Origin of the sequence: Leptobacterium flavescens (assembly GCF_010671605.1) — a bacterium.
GTDB classification, from domain to species: domain Bacteria; phylum Bacteroidota; class Bacteroidia; order Flavobacteriales; family Flavobacteriaceae; genus Leptobacterium; species Leptobacterium flavescens.
This window is the reverse complement of sequence record NZ_JAABOO010000002.1, coordinates 378,799-397,194: the sequence shown is the minus strand read 5'-3', so window position 1 is coordinate 397,194 and position 18,396 is coordinate 378,799. Positions and strand designations below refer to the sequence as shown.

The 18,396-nt window shown below is 41.8% G+C and carries 20 protein-coding genes; 11 read left to right on the top strand and 9 right to left on the bottom strand.

The window, feature by feature from the left end; genetic code table 11:
- The first annotated feature begins 84 nt into the window (after window positions 1-84).
- From GWK08_RS09455 to GWK08_RS09435, 5 genes are all read left to right on the top strand, one after another.
- Window positions 85-402, top strand: a complete 318-nt coding sequence (locus GWK08_RS09455) for a cupin domain-containing protein (protein ID WP_163606740.1) — start codon at window positions 85-87, stop codon at window positions 400-402.
- Window positions 402-1,187, top strand: coding sequence for an SDR family oxidoreductase (locus tag GWK08_RS09450; RefSeq protein WP_163606739.1), 786 nt, complete (start codon window positions 402-404; stop codon window positions 1,185-1,187). The genes GWK08_RS09455 and GWK08_RS09450 overlap by 1 nt, the downstream gene beginning before the upstream one ends.
- Before the next feature lie 220 nt (window positions 1,188-1,407).
- Window positions 1,408-1,857, top strand: a complete 450-nt coding sequence (gene msrB, locus GWK08_RS09445; RefSeq protein ID WP_163606737.1) for a peptide-methionine (R)-S-oxide reductase MsrB — start codon at window positions 1,408-1,410, stop codon at window positions 1,855-1,857.
- Window positions 1,850-2,401 (top strand): peptide-methionine (S)-S-oxide reductase MsrA, encoded by a 552-nt coding sequence (gene msrA / locus GWK08_RS09440; RefSeq protein WP_163606736.1) that lies wholly within the window; start codon window positions 1,850-1,852, stop codon window positions 2,399-2,401. Before msrB ends, msrA begins: the two co-directional genes overlap by 8 nt.
- A gap of 5 nt (window positions 2,402-2,406) precedes the next feature.
- Window positions 2,407-2,664: a peptide methionine sulfoxide reductase gene (locus GWK08_RS09435; RefSeq protein WP_163606734.1), complete on the top strand. Its 258-nt coding sequence runs from the start codon at window positions 2,407-2,409 to the stop codon at window positions 2,662-2,664.
- A gap of 566 nt (window positions 2,665-3,230) precedes the next feature.
- On the opposite strand, the gene dsrP is transcribed toward GWK08_RS09435, so the two are convergent.
- From dsrP to GWK08_RS09390, 9 genes are all read right to left on the bottom strand, one after another.
- Complete coding sequence (dsrP, locus tag GWK08_RS09430) at window positions 3,231-4,454, bottom strand: sulfate reduction electron transfer complex DsrMKJOP subunit DsrP (RefSeq protein ID WP_163606732.1); 1,224 nt, start codon at window positions 4,452-4,454, stop codon at window positions 3,231-3,233.
- A 24-nt stretch (window positions 4,455-4,478) separates the two neighbouring features.
- Window positions 4,479-5,543, bottom strand: coding sequence for a 4Fe-4S dicluster domain-containing protein (locus GWK08_RS09425; protein ID WP_163606731.1), 1,065 nt, complete (start codon window positions 5,541-5,543; stop codon window positions 4,479-4,481).
- Between the two features lie 21 nt (window positions 5,544-5,564).
- A complete protein-coding gene (locus GWK08_RS09420; RefSeq protein WP_163606730.1) occupies window positions 5,565-6,203 on the bottom strand; it encodes a multiheme c-type cytochrome in 639 nt (212 codons plus the stop codon).
- Entirely contained in the window at window positions 6,190-6,876 is a 687-nt protein-coding gene (locus tag GWK08_RS09415) for a nitrate reductase cytochrome c-type subunit (RefSeq protein WP_163606729.1), read from the bottom strand. Before GWK08_RS09415 ends, GWK08_RS09420 begins: the two co-directional genes overlap by 14 nt.
- A gap of 4 nt (window positions 6,877-6,880) precedes the next feature.
- Window positions 6,881-9,205, bottom strand: coding sequence for a molybdopterin-dependent oxidoreductase (locus GWK08_RS09410; RefSeq protein ID WP_163606728.1), 2,325 nt, complete (start codon window positions 9,203-9,205; stop codon window positions 6,881-6,883).
- 9 nt (window positions 9,206-9,214) lie between these two features.
- Complete coding sequence (locus GWK08_RS09405) at window positions 9,215-9,448, bottom strand: hypothetical protein (RefSeq protein ID WP_163606727.1); 234 nt, start codon at window positions 9,446-9,448, stop codon at window positions 9,215-9,217.
- A gap of 227 nt (window positions 9,449-9,675) precedes the next feature.
- A complete protein-coding gene (gene ric, locus GWK08_RS09400; RefSeq protein ID WP_163606726.1) occupies window positions 9,676-10,395 on the bottom strand; it encodes an iron-sulfur cluster repair di-iron protein in 720 nt (239 codons plus the stop codon).
- A gap of 85 nt (window positions 10,396-10,480) precedes the next feature.
- Window positions 10,481-11,758: an acetyl-CoA hydrolase/transferase family protein gene (locus GWK08_RS09395; RefSeq protein WP_163606725.1), complete on the bottom strand. Its 1,278-nt coding sequence runs from the start codon at window positions 11,756-11,758 to the stop codon at window positions 10,481-10,483.
- 14 nt (window positions 11,759-11,772) lie between these two features.
- Window positions 11,773-13,032 (bottom strand): alginate export family protein, encoded by a 1,260-nt coding sequence (locus GWK08_RS09390; RefSeq protein ID WP_163606724.1) that lies wholly within the window; start codon window positions 13,030-13,032, stop codon window positions 11,773-11,775.
- Window positions 13,033-13,313: 281 nt separating this feature from the next.
- On the opposite strand from GWK08_RS09390, the gene GWK08_RS09385 reads away from it, so the two are divergent.
- From GWK08_RS09385 to GWK08_RS09360, 6 genes are all read left to right on the top strand, one after another.
- Window positions 13,314-13,772 carry an MORN repeat-containing protein gene (locus GWK08_RS09385; RefSeq protein ID WP_163606723.1) on the top strand — a complete coding sequence of 153 codons (459 nt, stop codon included), beginning with the start codon at window positions 13,314-13,316 and terminating at the stop codon, window positions 13,770-13,772.
- A gap of 183 nt (window positions 13,773-13,955) precedes the next feature.
- Window positions 13,956-15,272: a carboxypeptidase-like regulatory domain-containing protein gene (locus tag GWK08_RS09380; RefSeq protein ID WP_163606721.1), complete on the top strand. Its 1,317-nt coding sequence runs from the start codon at window positions 13,956-13,958 to the stop codon at window positions 15,270-15,272.
- A gap of 210 nt (window positions 15,273-15,482) precedes the next feature.
- The gene (locus tag GWK08_RS09375) at window positions 15,483-15,827 is read left to right on the top strand and encodes a PadR family transcriptional regulator (RefSeq protein ID WP_163606719.1); all 345 of its coding nucleotides are present in this window, start codon (window positions 15,483-15,485) and stop codon (window positions 15,825-15,827) included.
- Window positions 15,824-16,546: a M23 family metallopeptidase gene (locus GWK08_RS09370; RefSeq protein WP_163606718.1), complete on the top strand. Its 723-nt coding sequence runs from the start codon at window positions 15,824-15,826 to the stop codon at window positions 16,544-16,546. The genes GWK08_RS09375 and GWK08_RS09370 overlap by 4 nt, the downstream gene beginning before the upstream one ends.
- A gap of 138 nt (window positions 16,547-16,684) precedes the next feature.
- Complete coding sequence (locus tag GWK08_RS09365) at window positions 16,685-17,509, top strand: M23 family metallopeptidase (RefSeq protein ID WP_239524895.1); 825 nt, start codon at window positions 16,685-16,687, stop codon at window positions 17,507-17,509.
- 141 nt (window positions 17,510-17,650) lie between these two features.
- On the top strand, window positions 17,651-18,295 hold the full coding sequence (locus GWK08_RS09360; RefSeq protein ID WP_163606716.1) for a hypothetical protein: 645 nt from the start codon (window positions 17,651-17,653) through the stop codon (window positions 18,293-18,295).
- The last annotated feature ends 101 nt before the right edge of the window (window positions 18,296-18,396 follow it).

The window sequence follows — 18,396 nt, the reverse complement described above, 5'->3', positions numbered from 1 at the left end:
GCGTAATATTTAACAAATTCACTGTTGTTTGACCTGTGTATTTTATGATATTTCAATTACATTTATAGAATAAACACCAGTACTATGATTTATCGTATTGAAGATATAGAAGCCAAAGAATTATTGCCCGGTTTTAGCGGGCGTTTTGTACATGGAGAGAATTCCACGCTTGCTTTCTGGGATATAAAGGAAGGAGCTGCCTTACCGGCCCATTCTCATCATCATGAACAGACCTCTCAGGTACTTGAAGGAAGGTTTGAACTCACTGTTAACGGTGAAAGCCGTATTTACGAACCCGGAACCGTTGTGGTGATCCCTTCCCATGCAGAACATTCCGGAAGAGCGCTGACCGATTGTAAAATACTGGACACTTTTTGCCCGGCAAGAGAGGAGTATAAGTAATGGAGATCTCGTTTAAAGACAAGAAAGCCCTTGTAGGAGGAAGCAGCAGGGGACTGGGAAAAGCTATTGCTGTACAATTGGCAAAAGCAGGAGCATCGGTATGCCTGATGGCAAGAAATGAGGACAAACTCAGAAAAGTAATTTCCGAACTGGATACCAGCCAGGGTCAGAAGCACCGGTATCTGGTGGCGGATTTTTCAGATCTCGAAGCTTTTAAAAAAATAATATCTGCCTTCTTTAAGGAGAATGCAGTAGATATCCTGGTAAATAATACCAACGGACCCAGTGCCGGAACTGTCTTTGACAAACAGGCTTCCGATTATCAGTCAGCATTCGATCTTCTCTTTCAGACCGTTCAGTATACGACGATGCTTGCCATTGAGCATATGCAAAAGCAGCAATTCGGAAGGATCATTAATGTTACTTCGGTAAGCGTGACCGAGCCTTTACAAAACCTGGTTTTATCAAATACAATAAGAACTGCATTGGTAAGCTGGGCCAAAACACTTTCCAAAGAACTCGCTAAAGATAATATCACGGTAAATAACATTCTTACCGGGTACTTTGATACCGAAAGACTGGATGAAATAAACAGGAAAGTAGCCGGAGAAAAAGGAGTGGACCTGGATCAGCTCAAAAAGCAGATGCAAATGCAGGTTCCTATGCAACGCTTTGGAAAGCCTGAGGAATACGGTTATCTGGTAGCATTTCTGGCATCCGAATACGCATCCTATATCACAGGTAGTAATATCCCTATAGACGGAGGGCTGCTCAAAGCCATTTGATCCCGTTTTTTAGGTTAAGTGGTTTTTTATTAGCATTTTATATCCATAGGCTATATAGATTTTAATTTCTTCAGTATCTTTAAAGTGGAATGCCTGGGTGAAATTGTAGTGAAATAAGGAAATAATGATCGGTATATTTTAGAAATTTTCTTCATTTCCTTCCGACTATTTATATACTCAAGACCTATATTCTAAACTTTAATTAACGAAAGGAGAAAGTATGATAAAGTGGAAAGATGTCATGCACTATGCGGTTAGCGGAAATCCAAGCCCGGATAAACGCGTCGCCAAAACAGAAGAAGAATGGAGGGCTCAGTTAAGCCCAGAACAATTCAGGATTACCAGACTTAAGGGAACCGAAAAACCTTTTTCCGGAGAATTATGCAGTATTTATGATGCTGGAAAATACAGCTGTATCTGTTGTGATACCGAGCTGTTCGATTCCAGTATAAAATATGAATCCAGTTCCGGATGGCCCAGTTTCACCCAACCCATAAAGCCCAATGTTATTAAGTATGAAAAGGACACTTCATATGGGATGATCAGGGTAGAGATCATGTGTAATGTATGTGATGCCCATCTCGGACATGTTTTTCCGGATGGCCCGGAACCCAGTGGACTACGTTTTTGTGTGAATTCCGAATCGATTAAAATTATAAACAATGAATAACAAAAATATAGAGACCGCCACTCTGGGTGGTGGATGCTTCTGGTGCGTAGAAGCGGTATTTCAGGAAATCAAGGGAGTAGAAACTATAGTATCGGGATATAGCGGAGGAAATGCTCCCGGGAAACCTACTTACAGGGAGGTTTGTTCAGGTTTGACCGGACATGCTGAAGTTATTCAGTTGACTTTTGATGCTGATACCATCTCTTTTAAGGATATCCTTACTGTTTTTATGACCAGTCACGACCCAACCACTCTTAACAGGCAGGGAGCGGACAGAGGAACCCAATACAGATCTGTTATTTACTATCACGATGAGAAGCAGAAGGAGGTCGCTGAAGAAGTTTTAAAAGAACTGGCTTCCTATTATCAGGATCCGATAGTAACTGAGTTGAGTCCGCTGGATATTTTCTATGAAGCTGAAGATTATCACCAGGACTACTACAGGAATAACCAGAGCCAGGGCTATTGCTCTGCTGTCATTACACCTAAGCTGAATAAGCTCAGACAAATGCACAGAGATAAACTCAAGGTTACCGTTAGCTGATTGCAATGTCTTTACTGGATAAGATAGAAGAACTTCGCGAAGGTTATAGCGAAGTGTTTTACAGAAATAAAAAATACGGGCTGAATAAAACGGTTTTCAACGGGGGAAGCAGTTATAAGATCTATGCTGAAGAACTTGCCGGGAACGATTTTATCAGCCTTAATTTTTATATCACATCCAAGGATCACCTCCTCAAACCCTGTGAAATGCCAAAGGAAAAGGTTATAGATTTTCTGATGAATTGTTCGCCTGTTAAAGGTTGAATGTTGGGTTTTAGATGTTTGATCTTTAAATCGATCAACCAATAACCAAATTCCAAATGAGTGAAACAAAATTTGTCAATTCGAGTGATCCCAGAGGGATTGTATCGAGAATCAAATTTTGTGTTTATTGGTATTTAACAGTTCTCGATACTTTTTCCTGCGGAAAAAACTCGAACTGACATTCTTTTCAATAACCAATGATCAATTACCAAATACCAGATCTGAGAAGTGAGATATTAGATCTGAGAAATGTTGAATGTTAAGTTTTGAATACTCAATTTCCAAATTTTCAAATCGAACAATCAATCTCAATACTCAATACTTTGTACTCAGTACTAACTACTCTACACCCCTAAGGTCCCCTCAAGGGGACAATACTATCAACCATCAACTAACAACCAAATCCCAAGCTCCAAATTCCATCTCTCGACTGCGCTCGAGGTGACAAAGCACCAATGATCAGATTTCAATTGCCAATATCTAAATGCTAACAACTAAAAACCAACAACCACCAACGTGCACCGAAACTTTAGTGAAGGTGTGACAACAAACAACTAAAAACCAATTCACTTCTTCCCTCTAAATCGTAATTCCCCCGATTCTATTTTGATTGAAGTCTTGGCAAGGATAGTAAAGATAAAAGCTCCCATTGCCCAGATGCCCAGCGTAACCCCGATCTCGATCCCGGTAGGGGTGTATTCGGCAATCTTACCCCAGGGGCCGGGAATAAAGCCAGGTACGATAAGACCAAAGCCTTTTTCTATCCAGATGGCGATAAACAATATTAAGCATGAAAAATAAAGGATATTCAGGTTGTTTCTCAGCTTGTGAAAGGTGAGGAGTACGGTAGCCAGGATATTTAACGGAATAGCGGTCCATATCCATGGTAACAGAGCGGTCTTTCCTTCCAGACCGAAGAAAAGATAATAGGCACTTTCACTGTGATGGGTAGGAGCATAGAATTCCTTGAACAATTCCGAAGCAAGCATGATCAGGTTGATCTGCGCCGCAACAGCCACTACCATTCCTATTTTTTTAATGGTCTTGTCTTCTATAACGAACTTGGTAAAGTTGCGGATAATAGCCAGAACAAGTATAATGAGCGCCGGACCTGCTGCAAAAGCGGATGCGAGGAAACGCGGACCCAAAAGCGCATTGTTCCAGAAAGGACGCGCCTGTAATCCCTGATAAAGAAATGCGGTTACCAGGTGAATTCCCACTGCCCAGAACACCGATATAAATACTCCCGGAATATAGATCTTGGGATTAGGTGTCTTTCCCTGATAATGCATCACCAGGATATAAAGAGGGATGGTAATATTAATGAACAGGTATCCGTTAAGGGCAATTACATCCCAGGTAAGCATGGAATTAGGGAAATTAAATACTCCTATACCGGGGATCATATGCCAGAGAACGGCAGGACCTCCCATATCTGCCACTACAAAAGCGAGGCACATCAATAAAGCGGCAACAGCAAGACCTTCCCCGATAAGCACAGCCTGTTTAAAATCGACGTCCTTCAAAACATAGGTCGGAAGCACCAGCATGACCGCGGCGGCGGCTACTCCCACCAGAAAGGTGAAATTCGAGATATAAAGCCCCCAGCTGACTCTGTCTGTCATTCCGGTAACACTAAGGCCATGTTCGATCTGTATGGAATAACAATACATCCCCACCAACATAATAAAGGTGAGAAAGGCCATCCAAATATGATAGTGTCTGGACCCGTGGGTCGTAACTCTTAAGCTGTCTTTTACTAAACTTCCAAAAACTTTAAAAAATGCCATAGGTGTAGTTTTCTCGTTGCGTGACTAATCCATAAAATACCAGAACTTGGGTTCGGTACCGAGGTCTTCTTTTAGTCTGAATACTTTTTTGTTTTCAAGGACCCATCTGATCTCACTTTCGGGGTCCAGGAGATTACCGAATATCCTTGCTCCGGTAGGGCAGGCCTCAACACAAGCAGGGTTTTTTCCTGCTCTGGAACGTTGAACGCAAAAAGTACATTTCTCCATAACTCCTTTTTTGCGCAGGCGGTTCCCCAGGTAATGCTGGTTTTTATTGATCTCTTCTTCAGGAACCTCCGGAGTCTTCCAGTTAAAACGACGTCCGTCGTAAGGACACGCAGCCATACAATAGCGGCAGCCGACACACCAGTCATAATCTATAACCACCAGGCCGTCCTCTTCTCTCCAGGTAGCCTGAACGGGGCACACATCCACACAGGGAGGGTTATCGCAGTGAAAACACTGGGTTCCCATATAAAAATGTCCTGCGGCAGGAACTTCGTGATAATAATTATCATCGGCTTCATTAAAATTAAAGCCTTTCCCGTCTTCCATTTCGTGAATACGGATATATTGCATCTGTGTACTTCGGTCCTGATTATTTTCCTCTACACAGGCGTTTACGCAATCCATATAACCCTGACATTTGGAAATATTAAAGGCATAACCGAACAATACATTCTCATTGGCATTGGTGGAGGACATGCTGATGGTTTTACCCGTGCGCAATTCGTAAGAGCGCACCAGACGGTTTACCGTTGCCTCTTTCTCCTCATCACTCATTAACTTGTAGTTTCCTTTAAACTGTTCTTCCCAGTCTATCTGCGCTTTTTCCTTAGATTCATCGCCACTGAACATACTACAGGAGGTACTTACAGCTCCGGCACCAATCATCAGGCTGGCAGTGAGCTTTTTAAAAGCGGTCCTCCTGCTCATCTGAACGTCAAATACCTGTTGGAATCCGTCTTTATGCTCTTGCGGTTTATTTTCTGAGGAACAACTCCCTTTCTCGTTTCCGCAGCCGCATTTCTGGCTGCTTTTCCCGGAACCGAGATTTAGAGAGAACCATTTTTTATTTTCTTTGCTCATACTGATAATATTTTAAGAATATTACTGACGTTCTTTTACCTTTTCCGTGTTATAGCGTGACGGCCATCTGCTTTCGAAATGTGGTTGATGCGGATTGTGGCAATTCACACAACTCATAGAGGCCCGGGGAGGCGTCCAGCTGTTAATGCGTTTCCCGTGAGCTCCGCCTTTCCAGTCTTCAAACTGTTTGGAGTGACACTGACTGCACAACAGATAACTGTTGTTAAAATCGATCTGATTACCTGTAAGGCTCTGCAGCTGATTCATATCGTTCCCGTTATGACAGGTAGCACAATTCATCGTATTTTCATTGGCGTGAGCCAGCTGTATATCCCAATGTGCCTTCTTTGTTCCTTCGGATTTTAATTCCTTTAATGAAGTGGAATGGCACTCAAGACAGGAATAAGAAGTAATAGCACTTTTGCGCTCAGGGATCAGGAAAGTATGCCCGCCTTCACTTATCTCTATCATTTTAAGACCTTCCAGGTGGTTTTCAAGGCCCATAATACTATCATGATGGTATTTTTTGCTCTCCGCTTCGATCTTATCGGTTATCGTATGATATTCATCCTTTTCATGCTTACACGAAAAGCTGATGATAAGAATAACCGAAATCAGCCAGAAGCTACTCTTGGAAATATAGATGTTATTGTTGCTCATTGTTCTTTCTTATAAAATGGCCTATATCCTGGATCTCTTTATCGTTTAGTACATGACATTGCCTGCAGTTAATACGTTCGGGGTGGGTAACCCTTATTTCTACCGGGGCGCTGGGCCCTGCGTGACAGGAAAGACAATTCTCCCTTAGTTGTAACTGATGGGGAATTACCGGCGGACTTCCTTCCATAGCGTTATTTACACCTACGGCCGGAGCATCCTTTTTCTCCCAGTTGGTTTCCTTAAAGAGATTGGAAGCATTCTCAGCTACATGACACTGCCTGCAATTGATCATATCCGGATGGGGGGTTACAGGAGCATAAGCACTGTATTTTTCTACAAATCCTCCATTCTGATGGCATTTAAGACATACTTTTCCTCCCATACTGATCTCACTCTCCACAGGATGCGGAATACTCGGCGGGGCACCGTGATAGGCCCTGTTGTCATAATAGGTCTCTAAGGTCCTGAAGTGATTTTCATCTACCGGAATATTGGCATATTCTGCCGCAAATTCAGATCGTTCAAAGACCCCGGCTTCCGAAGGAATGACAACTTCATTCTTCTCTATCGGAATATATGCTTCTTCCCTGGATGTTCTGTAGCTGTATCCCCAGATAATTATAAAGGCCAGCATGAGCAGGGAAAACAAAAGTATGATGGTGAGTCTTTTCATATGCTTATGCTTTTTCCACCTTCACGGCGCATTTCTTATAATCGGGCTCTTTGGAGATCGGACAGAAAGAATCCAGTGTAATATCATTGATAAGCATATTCTCATCAAAGAAAGGAACAAATACCTGTCCGGGTGTCGGAACACCTCTCTCATTTATCGAAGCAGGTAAGGTGATACTTCCTCTTCGGGTGGTGAGTTTTACCGGATCTCCTGTTCGTACCTGCATGCGTTTTGCATCTCCGGGATTCAGTTCTACATACGCATGTGGCATCGCCTTGTGCAATACGGGGATCCTTCGTGTCATGGAACCTGTATGCCAGTGTTCAACAACCCGTCCCGTATTAAGCCAGAATGGATAGTCCTTATCCGGTTCTTCGGCAGCAGGTTCATAAGGTCTTTGCCAGATGATCGCTTTTCCGTCGGGTTTACCGTAAAAATCGTAACCCTCTTTGGTACAGGCAGGATCGTATTTGGAGTGGAAACGCCATTTGGTAGGCTTTCCTTCCACATAAGGCCATTGCATTCCGGGCTCTTTTTTGAGAACTTCCAGGGGAGCCATATTGTGCTTTTTCCCCTCGTGATGCCTTCTGTATTCCGTATAGATCTCTTCTATATGGGTATCTTTATTATAATAGAATTGTTTTTCATAACCTAGGCGTTTGGCAACCTCCACGATCTGCCAGGTATCGCTCAATGCCTCTCCCGGTGGCTCTACCATTTGCTCGAAGTATTGGGTCCGTCTTTCCGAATTCCCGTACATTCCCTCTCTTTCTACCCACATAGCAGAGGGCAGGATCACATCGGCAATATCCGTAGTAGGAGTAGGGTATATATCAGAGACCACAATAAAACGTCCCTCTTTTTTGGTAGCATCCCTGTATCGCTTGAGCTTAGGCATCGTAACCATAGGATTGGTAACCTGTATCCACATAAAGCGAATATCTCCTCTGTCCAGAGCCCTGAACATCTCTACGGTATGGTAGGTGGGTTTTGGAGAAATATTCTCAGCAGGTACATCCCAGATCTTTGCAGCAAACTCCCGGTGTTCCTTATTCATAACCACCCCATGAGGCAATTTATGGGTCAGGGTACCTACTTCACGAACAGTTCCGCAGGCACTGGGTTGTCCCGTTAAAGAGAAAGGACTGTTCCCTGGTGTGGAGATCTTTCCTGTTAACAAATGTATATTGTAGATCAGGTTATTCATCCACGTACCTCTGGAATGCTGATTCGGCCCCATACACCAAAGCGACATTACCTTTTTATTCGGATCTCCGTAAAGAGCCGCCATATATTTGATGTCTTTGGCAGATACACCAGAGATCTTTTCTACTTTTTCCGGACTGTAATCCTCCAGGAATTTTTTATACGCCTTAAAATCGATCTTTTCAGGCTTATCGGTAAACTTGTATTTATCTTCAAGGCCATATCCCATATTGGTAAGCCCTTTATTAAAATTACAGTGATCTTCAACGAATGAAGTATTTACCCATCCGTTCTTTACAATCTCATAACAGATAGCGTTGGCAACGGCCAGGTCTGTTTGCGGCCTGAAGAGAATGGATTTGTCTGCAGCAGCACTGGTTCGGGTGGTCCGGGTAGCAAAATCGATGATCTTGACACCTCTCTTCATCCGCTGATCCAGCAGGCGCGAGAAAAGCACCGGGTGCATCTCCGCCATATTGTTACCCCAGAGAACAAAAACATTCGCATGATCTATATCTTCGTAACATCCCATAGGTTCATCCAGACCGAAAGAGGTAAGGAAACCGGTTACGGCGCTGGCCATACACAAACGTGCATTCGCTTCTACATTATTGGTTCCGATACATCCTTTAAATAATTTGGATGCCACATAGCCATCCGGGATGGTCCATTGTCCGGATCCGTAGATAGAAACCGCATCTTTCCCGTGTTCGCTAATGGTTTCTTTCATTTTGGAAGCTACCAGGTCGAGAGCCTCCTTCATGGAAGTTTCTACATAACGCCCGTTCTTTTTTACCAAAGGTTTGGTAAGACGGTCTTTCCCGTACATTGCCATTACCGAGTGGTAGCCTTTTACACAGCAAAGCCCTTTGTTGACAGGGGATTTAGGATCTCCTTTAACCGCAATAGCCTTCCCGTTCTCCGTACCGATAAGAACTCCGCATCCCACACCGCAGAAACGGCAAGGCGCTTTTTTCCAGCTTAAATTCTTTCCTTTAGGGAGTGCCTTTTCCTGATCTTCAGCAAAAAGGATCCCCGGAAACATACTGGCAGCTGCAGTCATAGCTGAAAGCATTGCCATTTTCTTTATAAAACTTCTTCTGTTAGTTAGTGATTGATACATAGCTTTTTCTTAATTGCGGGTTTCAAATCCAGATACCATCGAAAGCATTTGCAGGCTTTCTATAGCGTTTAATTTTTCTTGTAGAATATCTTCTTCCTTTCCATTGGAAGTTTCGGAAACCACGACAATCACGTCGTGATTCTCTGCCGGAACAACTTCACATTCTTCCATATTCTGGAGAACATTTAAGAGTTCCTGTCGCTTGCCTTTTACCGGATAGGCCAAATAACTTTTAATAGGCATGAGAGTTGGTTTTATATCGTAAAGAACTAACTTTTTAAAAAGAGAAAATATGACATTTGTCATATAAATATACAATAAATAAGGCGTTTTACAGAGGGGGTTTACGGCTTAATTATCAACATTTCAGAGACTTGTGGGTTTTACGTTCAAAAGCTATGGTTTTTCCGAAATAAAACGGCCCATCCTTTGGAGAACGGGCCGTCATCAAAAATCAAATCGAACAGGATCTATGCCAACGATGCTTCAAGATCCAATGCCTTGGGGTGTAAAATATTGTTTTCCAGATGTATATGCCTGTGAAGGTCATCTTCAAACTCCTGTAACTTGGAATACAAAGCCTTAAATGTGTTACAGGCTCCTTCCGGCGGAGTGTAATTATTGCTTAAAAGTGCTATCTGTTTAAAAATATCACCTGCATCCTCATGTTCGGTTTCCATCATCTGGATGGGATTGTTGACCGAACCGAATGGGGGAGGTGTTGTTTTAACTCCTTCCTTCTGCATAGCGAGAAGCTTTTTTATATACGGAAAAAGAATGATCTCTTCTTTCTGAAGGTGAGCTGCCAGCTCTCCGGCTACTTCCTTAAACAGACGGTTGATCTCTACCACTTCGGTATAATGGTGCCCGTGAACCTTGGCTACTCTGTCTGAATACTGAATGATCAGGGGAATCGATTCCTCCACATAGGTGTGATGTACATTGATGATATGGTCTATCAAAAAATCCAGATTCCAGTTGTTATAGTCATAGGCTCTGGAAACGTCCGCATCCACATTTAGTAATTCTTCTTCTATCAGCTTGTAATCGACTTCCTGTTTTTCACAGGCTTTTTTGATACTGATCCCGCCTCCACAGCAAAAATCTATTCCGTGTTTCTTAAATATGTGAGCGGTCTTAATGTTTTCGGATACAACTTCTGCAACCGTTTTATCTTCTATGGCGTTCATGCTATATTATTTTAGTTGTACTTTACTTTAAATTCCTGTACAAAGTTCAATGAACTTCCGGTCATTTTTTATGATCTGGATCATATCAGATCTTAAAACGCAGATAAGCTTCTTTTTCGAGTGCTTCCTGATGATCGGGATGCGCTATGGATATCAATGCCTTTGCACGTTGTTTCAGGCTTTTTCCGAAAAGATCCACGACTCCCTGTTCGGTTGCCACATAATGAACGTGCGCTCTGGTGGTCGTTACACCGGCCCCTTGTTTCAGATAAGGAGTGATCTTGGAAATACCCTTGGCTGTTATCGAAGGCATGGCGAAAATGGCTTTCCCGCCCTCCGAAAGTGAAGCAGCACGAATAAAGTCCATCTGACCTCCAACTCCCGAATATTGATAGGTGCCTATAGTATCTGCACATACCTGTCCGGTAAGATCTATTTCTATGGCACTGTTTATAGCCGTTACCTTTGGGTTGAGTTTGATCAGGGAAGTATCGTTGGTATAGGCTGCTTCCTTAAAGTGTATCAGGGGATTGTCGTCCATAAAGTCGTATAACTTCTTGGACCCCACAGCAAAGCAGGTAACCAGTTTTCCGGTTTTCAGTTCCTTTTCTTCTCCGGTAATCACACCATTCTCTACCAGAGGGAGGATACCGTCGGAGAACATTTCGGTATGTATCCCGAGACGTTTATGATTCCCCAGGTTATTTAGTACCGCATTCGGAATATTTCCTATTCCCATCTGCAGGGTTGCCCCGTCTTCTACGAGTTCTGCCACATACTTTCCTATCTGACTCTCAATAGGGGTCGGTAGGCCCTGTTCCGTTCGGTGAATAGGCCTGTTTACTTCTATAGCGTAGTCTATATTATCTATATGGATAATCCCGTCACCATGGGTCCTTGGGACCTGCGGATTGATCTGGGCAATAACCATTTTGGCTGTTTGAATTGCCGGTAAGGTGATATCTACCGAAGTTCCGAGGGAGCAATATCCGTGACGATCGGGCGGAGATACCTGTATAAAGGCAACATCCAGCGGAAGGATATTCCGCCTGAAAAGCCAATGGATCTCACTGAGGAAAATAGGGATATAATCTCCGTTGTTCTTATTCACCCCGTTCCTCACATTGCTACCTACAAAACAGCTGTTCAGCCTGAAAGCTTCACTGCAGGGAGCTTCCATATATTTTGCTTCTCCTTCGGTATGTGCCTGGATGATCTCTACATCCCTTAATTCTTTATATCTCAGGCAAAGTGCCTCAATCAATTCGTTCGGTGTCATTGCAGCTCCCTGAAAAAAGAGGCGATCTCCCGATTTAACGTGTGATACTGCAGTAGCAGGATCAATTATCTTAACATTGCTCATTAATTCTGTATAACTTATTTTTTAGTGTCGAAGAGGGTAGGTTTGATGATAAGCATCACCCAACCCCAGTTATTTGTGTTATTATCAAAGTTATTGCGGATTACCTCAAGTCCTTCCGAAGCAAACATATGAGAGTATCCGGCTTTGAGTATAACATCTTTATAGATCTTTCTGCTGTACACAATATCTACTTCCGTACCCAGTTGTTTGGAATCGTTTCCTGCAATGTCTGCAGCAGCAGAAAAATTGTGTACTACCAGACTGGTATCGGATCTCTCATCCCATTTTACCTTAACTCTGGCATAAAGGTCCAGTAAACCAACATTATTAATATGATTCCCTACATAGAAATAATCCATCAGCCCGTTAAACTTGTGGTTGGTTCCGTAAAAAGGATTAAAAGCGTCATTATTTCCACCGGAAGGGGCACCATTATCATTTCCGCTTATAAGTTCTACGCCCAATCCCGAGCTCCATTTGGAGTTGATATTGTAATTAGCATCCAGAGAAAGCAGATAAGCACTCAGGTCATTGTCATTAACATCGTTCCCGAACTGATAGAAAAGATTGGATTGTAGCTTCCAGCTATCCTTAGCATAAACCAGGTGGGTACCTACCGTCTGACTGTAGCGGGTGTCCGTATTATCTTCATCTGCAGGATCTACAAACTGAAGGCCATTGTTCAGGAAAAGAAAACTTCCGGAGAAATCTGCCCAGTCTTTATGCAACCATACATACTGAATGGCTTTATAGGTATTGGGAGTTGTCAGCACGTTTCCGGTCAATGCCTGTCCGCTCTGATTGAACCCGAACCCGACATCAAATCGGAAGCTATCTTTATTATATCTCAGAAGTGCCAGATCGTGGCTTCTTCCTTGTTGTGCCCAATCTACATTTCCAAAGATCCGGCTGTCGTCATAAATAACTTCCTGCCGCCCTAGTTTAACCGAAAAATTCGGATCCAGGAATAACTCGGCCCAGGCCTGGTGAAGTGAAAACCCGTTATTGTCTGCACTGTTCAATTGAGGCACATCTCCCCAAACCCTAACATCCTGAACACTTACAAACAGTTTTATATTTTCGAGGGCATATGCTGCATTAAGTCTTGTTCTTTGAGATATAAAAGCCGCCGGATCGGTATTATCGGGAAACAGATCCCCGAAACCGTGACGGTACTCAAAACGCGGACGCACATCCGCATCCAGTTTAAATTGTGCAAAAACCGAGTTTGCCGTTAGAACAAGCAGCAATAAAAAATATTGTTTTGTTTTCATGATCGTGATGTTTATAATTCCTTACAAAGTTTTCTAAAAAGCGGAGAAATTAAATATGACATTTATCATATTAGATCACTATCCGGTAGTAGTATACCGGGGATCAGGAGCGAGGGTTCCCTGTTTCCGGAAGCCATGTGAAGTTATGAATTGTATATTTATTTATCTAAAAACCAGTTAATTATTCGATGTTTGGCGAAATTTAATGTAATCTGTTTTGATCTGTTGCGACTAGAAATAAGAACAAATGAAAAATTGCTAACAACAAATATCTCAGACAGATGAAAAAAATCTTGTTATTACTTATTCTGATCGCAGCCGGACTTAATGGAGTTAAGGCGCAGGAAATAAGATATATTCCTGCCCAGAAAGTTAGAACTCTTCCCGACGGCTGGCATAAATTTGTTACCAACGGAGTGATCTTTGACGTAGAAGTGGCAAACGGAACTCTGGTTAAAGGTAATGTAAAATGGATCGACAACTCTTCCTACTCCGGAAGTTTCTCCAACAATCAGATCTCAGGAAGAGGAACGTATACCTGGGCCAATGGAGACAGGTATGAAGGCTCTTTTAAAAATAATGAGCGAAGCGGAAAAGGAACGATGTACTGGACTAACGGAACCAAATTCAGCGGGAAGTGGAAGTACGATAAGAAAAACGGAAAAGGAAAGCTCTGGGAAGCTGATGGAATGTTGAAAGAAGGAAAATGGGAAAATGATAAGATGATCGCGAAATCCTGATATTAACGATATAAAATATACTTGAAAACCTTCTTAACCGGAAGGTTTTTTTGTTTAACGACTATTCAAGTTGTTGGGCATGAATATTTTATGATAGATTTCATTTTGCCTTTAAATAAAATTCAGTATCTTTTAACTTATAATTTGGTTTGAAATGATGTTTATTCTAAAAAATTCTATGCCATGGAAAAGTCATATTTTACACCATTTGGGAAAACGCTTGTTTTTTCCCTTTTTCTGCTGATATTTTTGGGCTCTCACCAGAGAGTAGGAGCCTCCGACCTCATTCCTCCGTCTGTACAACAGGATTCTGTTCAGCATAAATCCTTTAAAGGGTATATTGAGGATAGCAGTTCCGGAAAATCACTGGTCTTTGCTACCCTTACGGTCGAAGGAACCAATATCAGTACCATTACCAATACCGAAGGGGAGTTCACTCTGAAAGTACCCCGGAATATGTTAAACAAAAACCTGGTGGTTTCCTTTCTGGGATATAAAAAGAAGATCATCCCGATTTCCGAGCTCAACGGAAAGAAGAACAGAATTGCGCTTGAAGCTTCTGTAATAGAACTTTCGGGAGTGAATGTTACCATGCCCAAGAGCGCAAAAGACCTGGTAAAAGATGTTTTTGATAACAGGGCCCGGAACTATTTGAAGGACCCGACCATCATGACCGCTTTTTACAGGGAAACCATTAAGAAAAGAAGAAGAAATGTCTCTCTGTCCGAAGCGGTAGTAAATATTTACAAGCAGGCCTATTCCGGAGCGGGAAGGGATGTCATGAAACTTTTTAAGGTACGTAAGAGTACTGATTACAGAAGGCTGGATACATTGGCACTTAAACTAAGGGGCGGACCTTTTAATCCGCTGTATGCCGATGTTATTAAGTATCCGGAATACATATTTACCGAAGATCTTATAGACGATTACGATTTTAGCTTTGGACCTTCCACCAGGATCAATGACAGATTGGTTTATATAGTTGAGTTTAAACAAAGGGGAGACATTGTGGAACCGAGGTTTTATGGAAGATTGTTTATCGATGCGGATACACATGCCCTTACCAGTGCGATATACAACCTGAATGTTGAGAACCAGCAGCTGGCAAGTCAGATATTTGTGAGGAAGAAGCCCAGGAACGTAACTGTATATCCAACAGAGGCAGCCTATAGGGTAGATTACCGGGAAAGAAACGGAAAATGGTATTACGGTTATAGTAATGTTCAGCTTTCCTTTAAGGTAAACTGGAAAAGCAAATTGTTTAATTCGATATATCATCTAACCAGTGAGATGGCGGTAACGGATTGGGAGCAAAATCTTACCGGTAAGGTCATAAGGCTTAGAGAACGGTTGCGTCCGTCTACTTTTATTACAGACGAAGCCGTTGGATTTTCAGATCCTGATTTCTGGGGAGAGTACAATGTGATCGAACCGGAGAAATCTATCGAATCTGCCATTAACAAGATAAGAAGGCAGCTCAGAAGAGCCAGGAATAATTAACCTTTTAATACATATATATAGATGAAATGCGCGGTTTTTGCCGCGCATTTTTTATTGTTAAAGTAATGTTATTTAAGAAATATAAAATACACTTTTCCTCTCTGTCTTCGTTACTGAGTTGTTCCTTTCTTGATTATCCTTTGTTAATAAGTGATAATAAATTTTATATATATAAGCTTTTTATATATAAGGAAATTATATATTTGCAACATGCAAACAAAAAAGGAATTTCTAAGTGGCACTTTAACCACGATCATTTTAAGCCTGCTTAAGGAGCAGGGAAAGATGTATGGTTATGAAATATGCCAGCTCACCAAGAAGCGTACAAACAATGAGATCGTCCTCACCATGGGGGCCATTTATCCTGCTTTACACAAGCTTGAGAAAAAAGGATATATCTGTTCTTCCAAGGCCGAATTTAATGGAAGGATGAGGAAATACTATTCTTTAAACCCGGAATCCAGCCCGGAAATAAAGGATCAGATCGAGAGCCTGCTTCATTTCTCCAATCACCTGATCTCTATTTTACAACCCGCAATAAATCCCAATAAATGATGAAGAATACGGCAGTACTTATATCCGAAACCTTGATCGGCAGGGGGATTTACGGCGATTTAAACCAGGAAATGACCGATCATTACCACAGTTTGCTGGAAGAGAAAATAGATAACGGAATAGCAGAAGATAAAGCTCTGGAACAGGTGTTTGATCAGATAAAAGCCGATGACCTGACAAGAATGAACAGAAAAATATTCTTTCTGAATCACAAGAACGTCTTTTTATCAAGTGCTCTTAGCCTGATAGGTGTTATCCTGGTCACTCTATGGGGAAGTACGCATCTGCAGGAAGAGAAACAAGTAGTGCAGGAAGAAGTAAAATACAACTGGCCCCTGGCCATGGCCAACGGCAACATCTCGGCAAAGTACGATCAGAAAAGACAGTTAAAAAGCGGGGCTTTAATAAGACATAAGGGAATAGATATAGCCGCAAATACAGGAACTCCGGTGCTTTCGCCTTATGATGCCATTGTATTGGAAACCGGAAACACCTCACGTAGGGGCAACTACATTATTTTAAAACACCACAACGGATATACTACCCGGTATTTTCACTTATCGGAAATCCTTGTAAAAATCAGAGAATCAGTCAATCAGAATACGGTAATCGGCAGGGTAGGGTCTACCGGAAAATCTTCCGGCCCGCATCTTCACTACGAAGTGATCAAAGACCGGGAACACCTCGATCCTGAAACTATTTCCGTAAAACTTCCATAAATACCTTTCAATAAAATTATGTTTACCAATTTAATTCAAATCAGATTTTTTTTAGTTACCATTTTATGCATTTTCTTCCTTAATACTGCACAGGCACAGGAAGATCCGGAATTTTTTAAACTTCGAAAAGTGCTTAGTATGAAAGCTAATAAGCTGAATGCATCTCTCAAATTGATCGAAGATCCGGAAGCGGAAGATTCCATTCAAAAGACAGATAGCATTTACGGGAAATACTGGGACACCCTGAAAATGAATCCATATAAATCCTATTCGCTTAAATATCCGTTCAATATTGATTTTGATACTATTCAATATGCATCACCCATCGATAAAAAGAAAGTGGTTACCTCCAGGTACGGATGGAGATGGGGGCGAGCTCATCGCGGAATAGATATCGATCTGGTTACGGGAGATGAAGTACGGGCCATGCTTGACGGAAAAGTGAGATTCGTCGGTTATAACGGAGGTCACGGAAGAACAGTGGTGGTTAGGCATGCAAACGGGCTGGAAACGGTATATGCACATCTTTCCAAATACAAGGTCAAAGTAAATGAAAACGTTAAGATGGGACAGGTTCTCGGAAAAGGAGGAACCACCGGAAATGCAAGGGGGAGTCACCTGCATCTTGAAGTCCGGTACAAAGGAGTAACGATCAATCCGGAATATCTTTTTGATTTTAATAAAGACAACAGTATCAGGGCGAAAGATATCTGGATTACCAGGAACAGAGTGAACCCGGTCAATCATGTTTCGACAAGAAAAAGTAAAATGCCTGTATACAATACACGCGAAGATGCCTTAAATGGTGTACAGAAGGAAAGAGTAGTGTATATCATAAGAAAGGGAGATACCCTCGGGAAAATTGCCAGAAGGCACCGATTAAGCATTACTCAGTTGTGCAGGATCAATTCTATCAGAAGAAATTCAATACTCAGAATAGGGCAACGTTTAATTATTAACTGATCGTCAATACTGGCATAATTTGTGTGGCTTAAAGCAGGAATATATTAGTGTTCTGATAAGCTTAACACAATTTATGTCTTTTTAACAGATATAATCAGTAATTTTAAACTTGTTAAAGATCGCTAATCATTATAATGTCATATGCTTAAAGGAAGAAAGATAGTATACGTACTTGTATTGGTTTTCGGATTTTATTTTCCGCACAATCTGTATTCTCAGGAAAACAAACCTAAGAAACCTCTTAAGATCAAAGCGGTTGAAAATAATCCGGATGCCAAAAAGAAGAGCCCTCTTTTGCTTCCTTCTGCTTCCAAAACAAAAGCTCCCAGTATTCTGGATAAGAAAAACGAGATCAATATGGCACGCCAGAGTAATCTTGTAAATCCGAGTACGATCTATGAAAAGAAATTCAACGAGAAAAACCCGATCAATAAAGACAGGTATTTTGGAGATCAGTATCTGGGAGATTTTAAAAGCAATGCCAAAAGTGCTAAGTTTCTTTTCAGGGACCATCAGGCTGTTGACGGCGATCGTATCAGGGTATTTGTTAACGGTATAATTTCCCAACCCAATATTTATTTGCAGGGACACTACAAAGGTTTTGACCTTCTTCTGGAACCCGGATTTAACAAAGTTGAATTTGAGGCCCTTAATCAGGGAGCTTCCGGTCCTAACACTGCAGAACTCAAGGTGATCGATGATAAAGGGAATGTGATCTCTTCTAAGATCTGGAATCTTTCCACCGGTTCGAAGGCAACTATTATTGTTGTAAAAGAGCTGGAATAAGCCCGTATTTCAATTTTCAGTTTTTTATTTTAAGCGGATAGATCTGCTCAATTCTTCATGATACAATATGCAAAAAGATACAATTCTTTGGGACTTTTTTG

Bases quoted from the DNA above. Each gene is read 5' to 3' on its own strand.
- GWK08_RS09455 (WP_163606740.1), top strand. From the start codon at position 85: ATGATTTATCGTATTGAAGATATAGAAGCCAAAGAATTATTGCCCGGT.
- GWK08_RS09450 (WP_163606739.1), top strand. From the start codon at position 402: ATGGAGATCTCGTTTAAAGACAAGAAAGCCCTTGTAGGAGGAAGCAGC.
- msrB (WP_163606737.1), top strand. From the start codon at position 1,408: ATGATAAAGTGGAAAGATGTCATGCACTATGCGGTTAGCGGAAATCCA.
- msrA (WP_163606736.1), top strand. From the start codon at position 1,850: ATGAATAACAAAAATATAGAGACCGCCACTCTGGGTGGTGGATGCTTC.
- GWK08_RS09435 (WP_163606734.1), top strand. From the start codon at position 2,407: ATGTCTTTACTGGATAAGATAGAAGAACTTCGCGAAGGTTATAGCGAA.
- dsrP (WP_163606732.1), bottom strand. From the start codon at position 4,454: ATGGCATTTTTTAAAGTTTTTGGAAGTTTAGTAAAAGACAGCTTAAGA.
- GWK08_RS09425 (WP_163606731.1), bottom strand. From the start codon at position 5,543: ATGAGCAAAGAAAATAAAAAATGGTTCTCTCTAAATCTCGGTTCCGGG.
- GWK08_RS09420 (WP_163606730.1), bottom strand. From the start codon at position 6,203: ATGAGCAACAATAACATCTATATTTCCAAGAGTAGCTTCTGGCTGATT.
- GWK08_RS09415 (WP_163606729.1), bottom strand. From the start codon at position 6,876: ATGAAAAGACTCACCATCATACTTTTGTTTTCCCTGCTCATGCTGGCC.
- GWK08_RS09410 (WP_163606728.1), bottom strand. From the start codon at position 9,205: ATGTATCAATCACTAACTAACAGAAGAAGTTTTATAAAGAAAATGGCA.
- GWK08_RS09405 (WP_163606727.1), bottom strand. From the start codon at position 9,448: ATGCCTATTAAAAGTTATTTGGCCTATCCGGTAAAAGGCAAGCGACAG.
- ric (WP_163606726.1), bottom strand. From the start codon at position 10,395: ATGAACGCCATAGAAGATAAAACGGTTGCAGAAGTTGTATCCGAAAAC.
- GWK08_RS09395 (WP_163606725.1), bottom strand. From the start codon at position 11,758: ATGAGCAATGTTAAGATAATTGATCCTGCTACTGCAGTATCACACGTT.
- GWK08_RS09390 (WP_163606724.1), bottom strand. From the start codon at position 13,032: ATGAAAACAAAACAATATTTTTTATTGCTGCTTGTTCTAACGGCAAAC.
- GWK08_RS09385 (WP_163606723.1), top strand. From the start codon at position 13,314: ATGAAAAAAATCTTGTTATTACTTATTCTGATCGCAGCCGGACTTAAT.
- GWK08_RS09380 (WP_163606721.1), top strand. From the start codon at position 13,956: ATGGAAAAGTCATATTTTACACCATTTGGGAAAACGCTTGTTTTTTCC.
- GWK08_RS09375 (WP_163606719.1), top strand. From the start codon at position 15,483: ATGCAAACAAAAAAGGAATTTCTAAGTGGCACTTTAACCACGATCATT.
- GWK08_RS09370 (WP_163606718.1), top strand. From the start codon at position 15,824: ATGATGAAGAATACGGCAGTACTTATATCCGAAACCTTGATCGGCAGG.
- GWK08_RS09365 (WP_239524895.1), top strand. From the start codon at position 16,685: ATGAAAGCTAATAAGCTGAATGCATCTCTCAAATTGATCGAAGATCCG.
- GWK08_RS09360 (WP_163606716.1), top strand. From the start codon at position 17,651: ATGCTTAAAGGAAGAAAGATAGTATACGTACTTGTATTGGTTTTCGGA.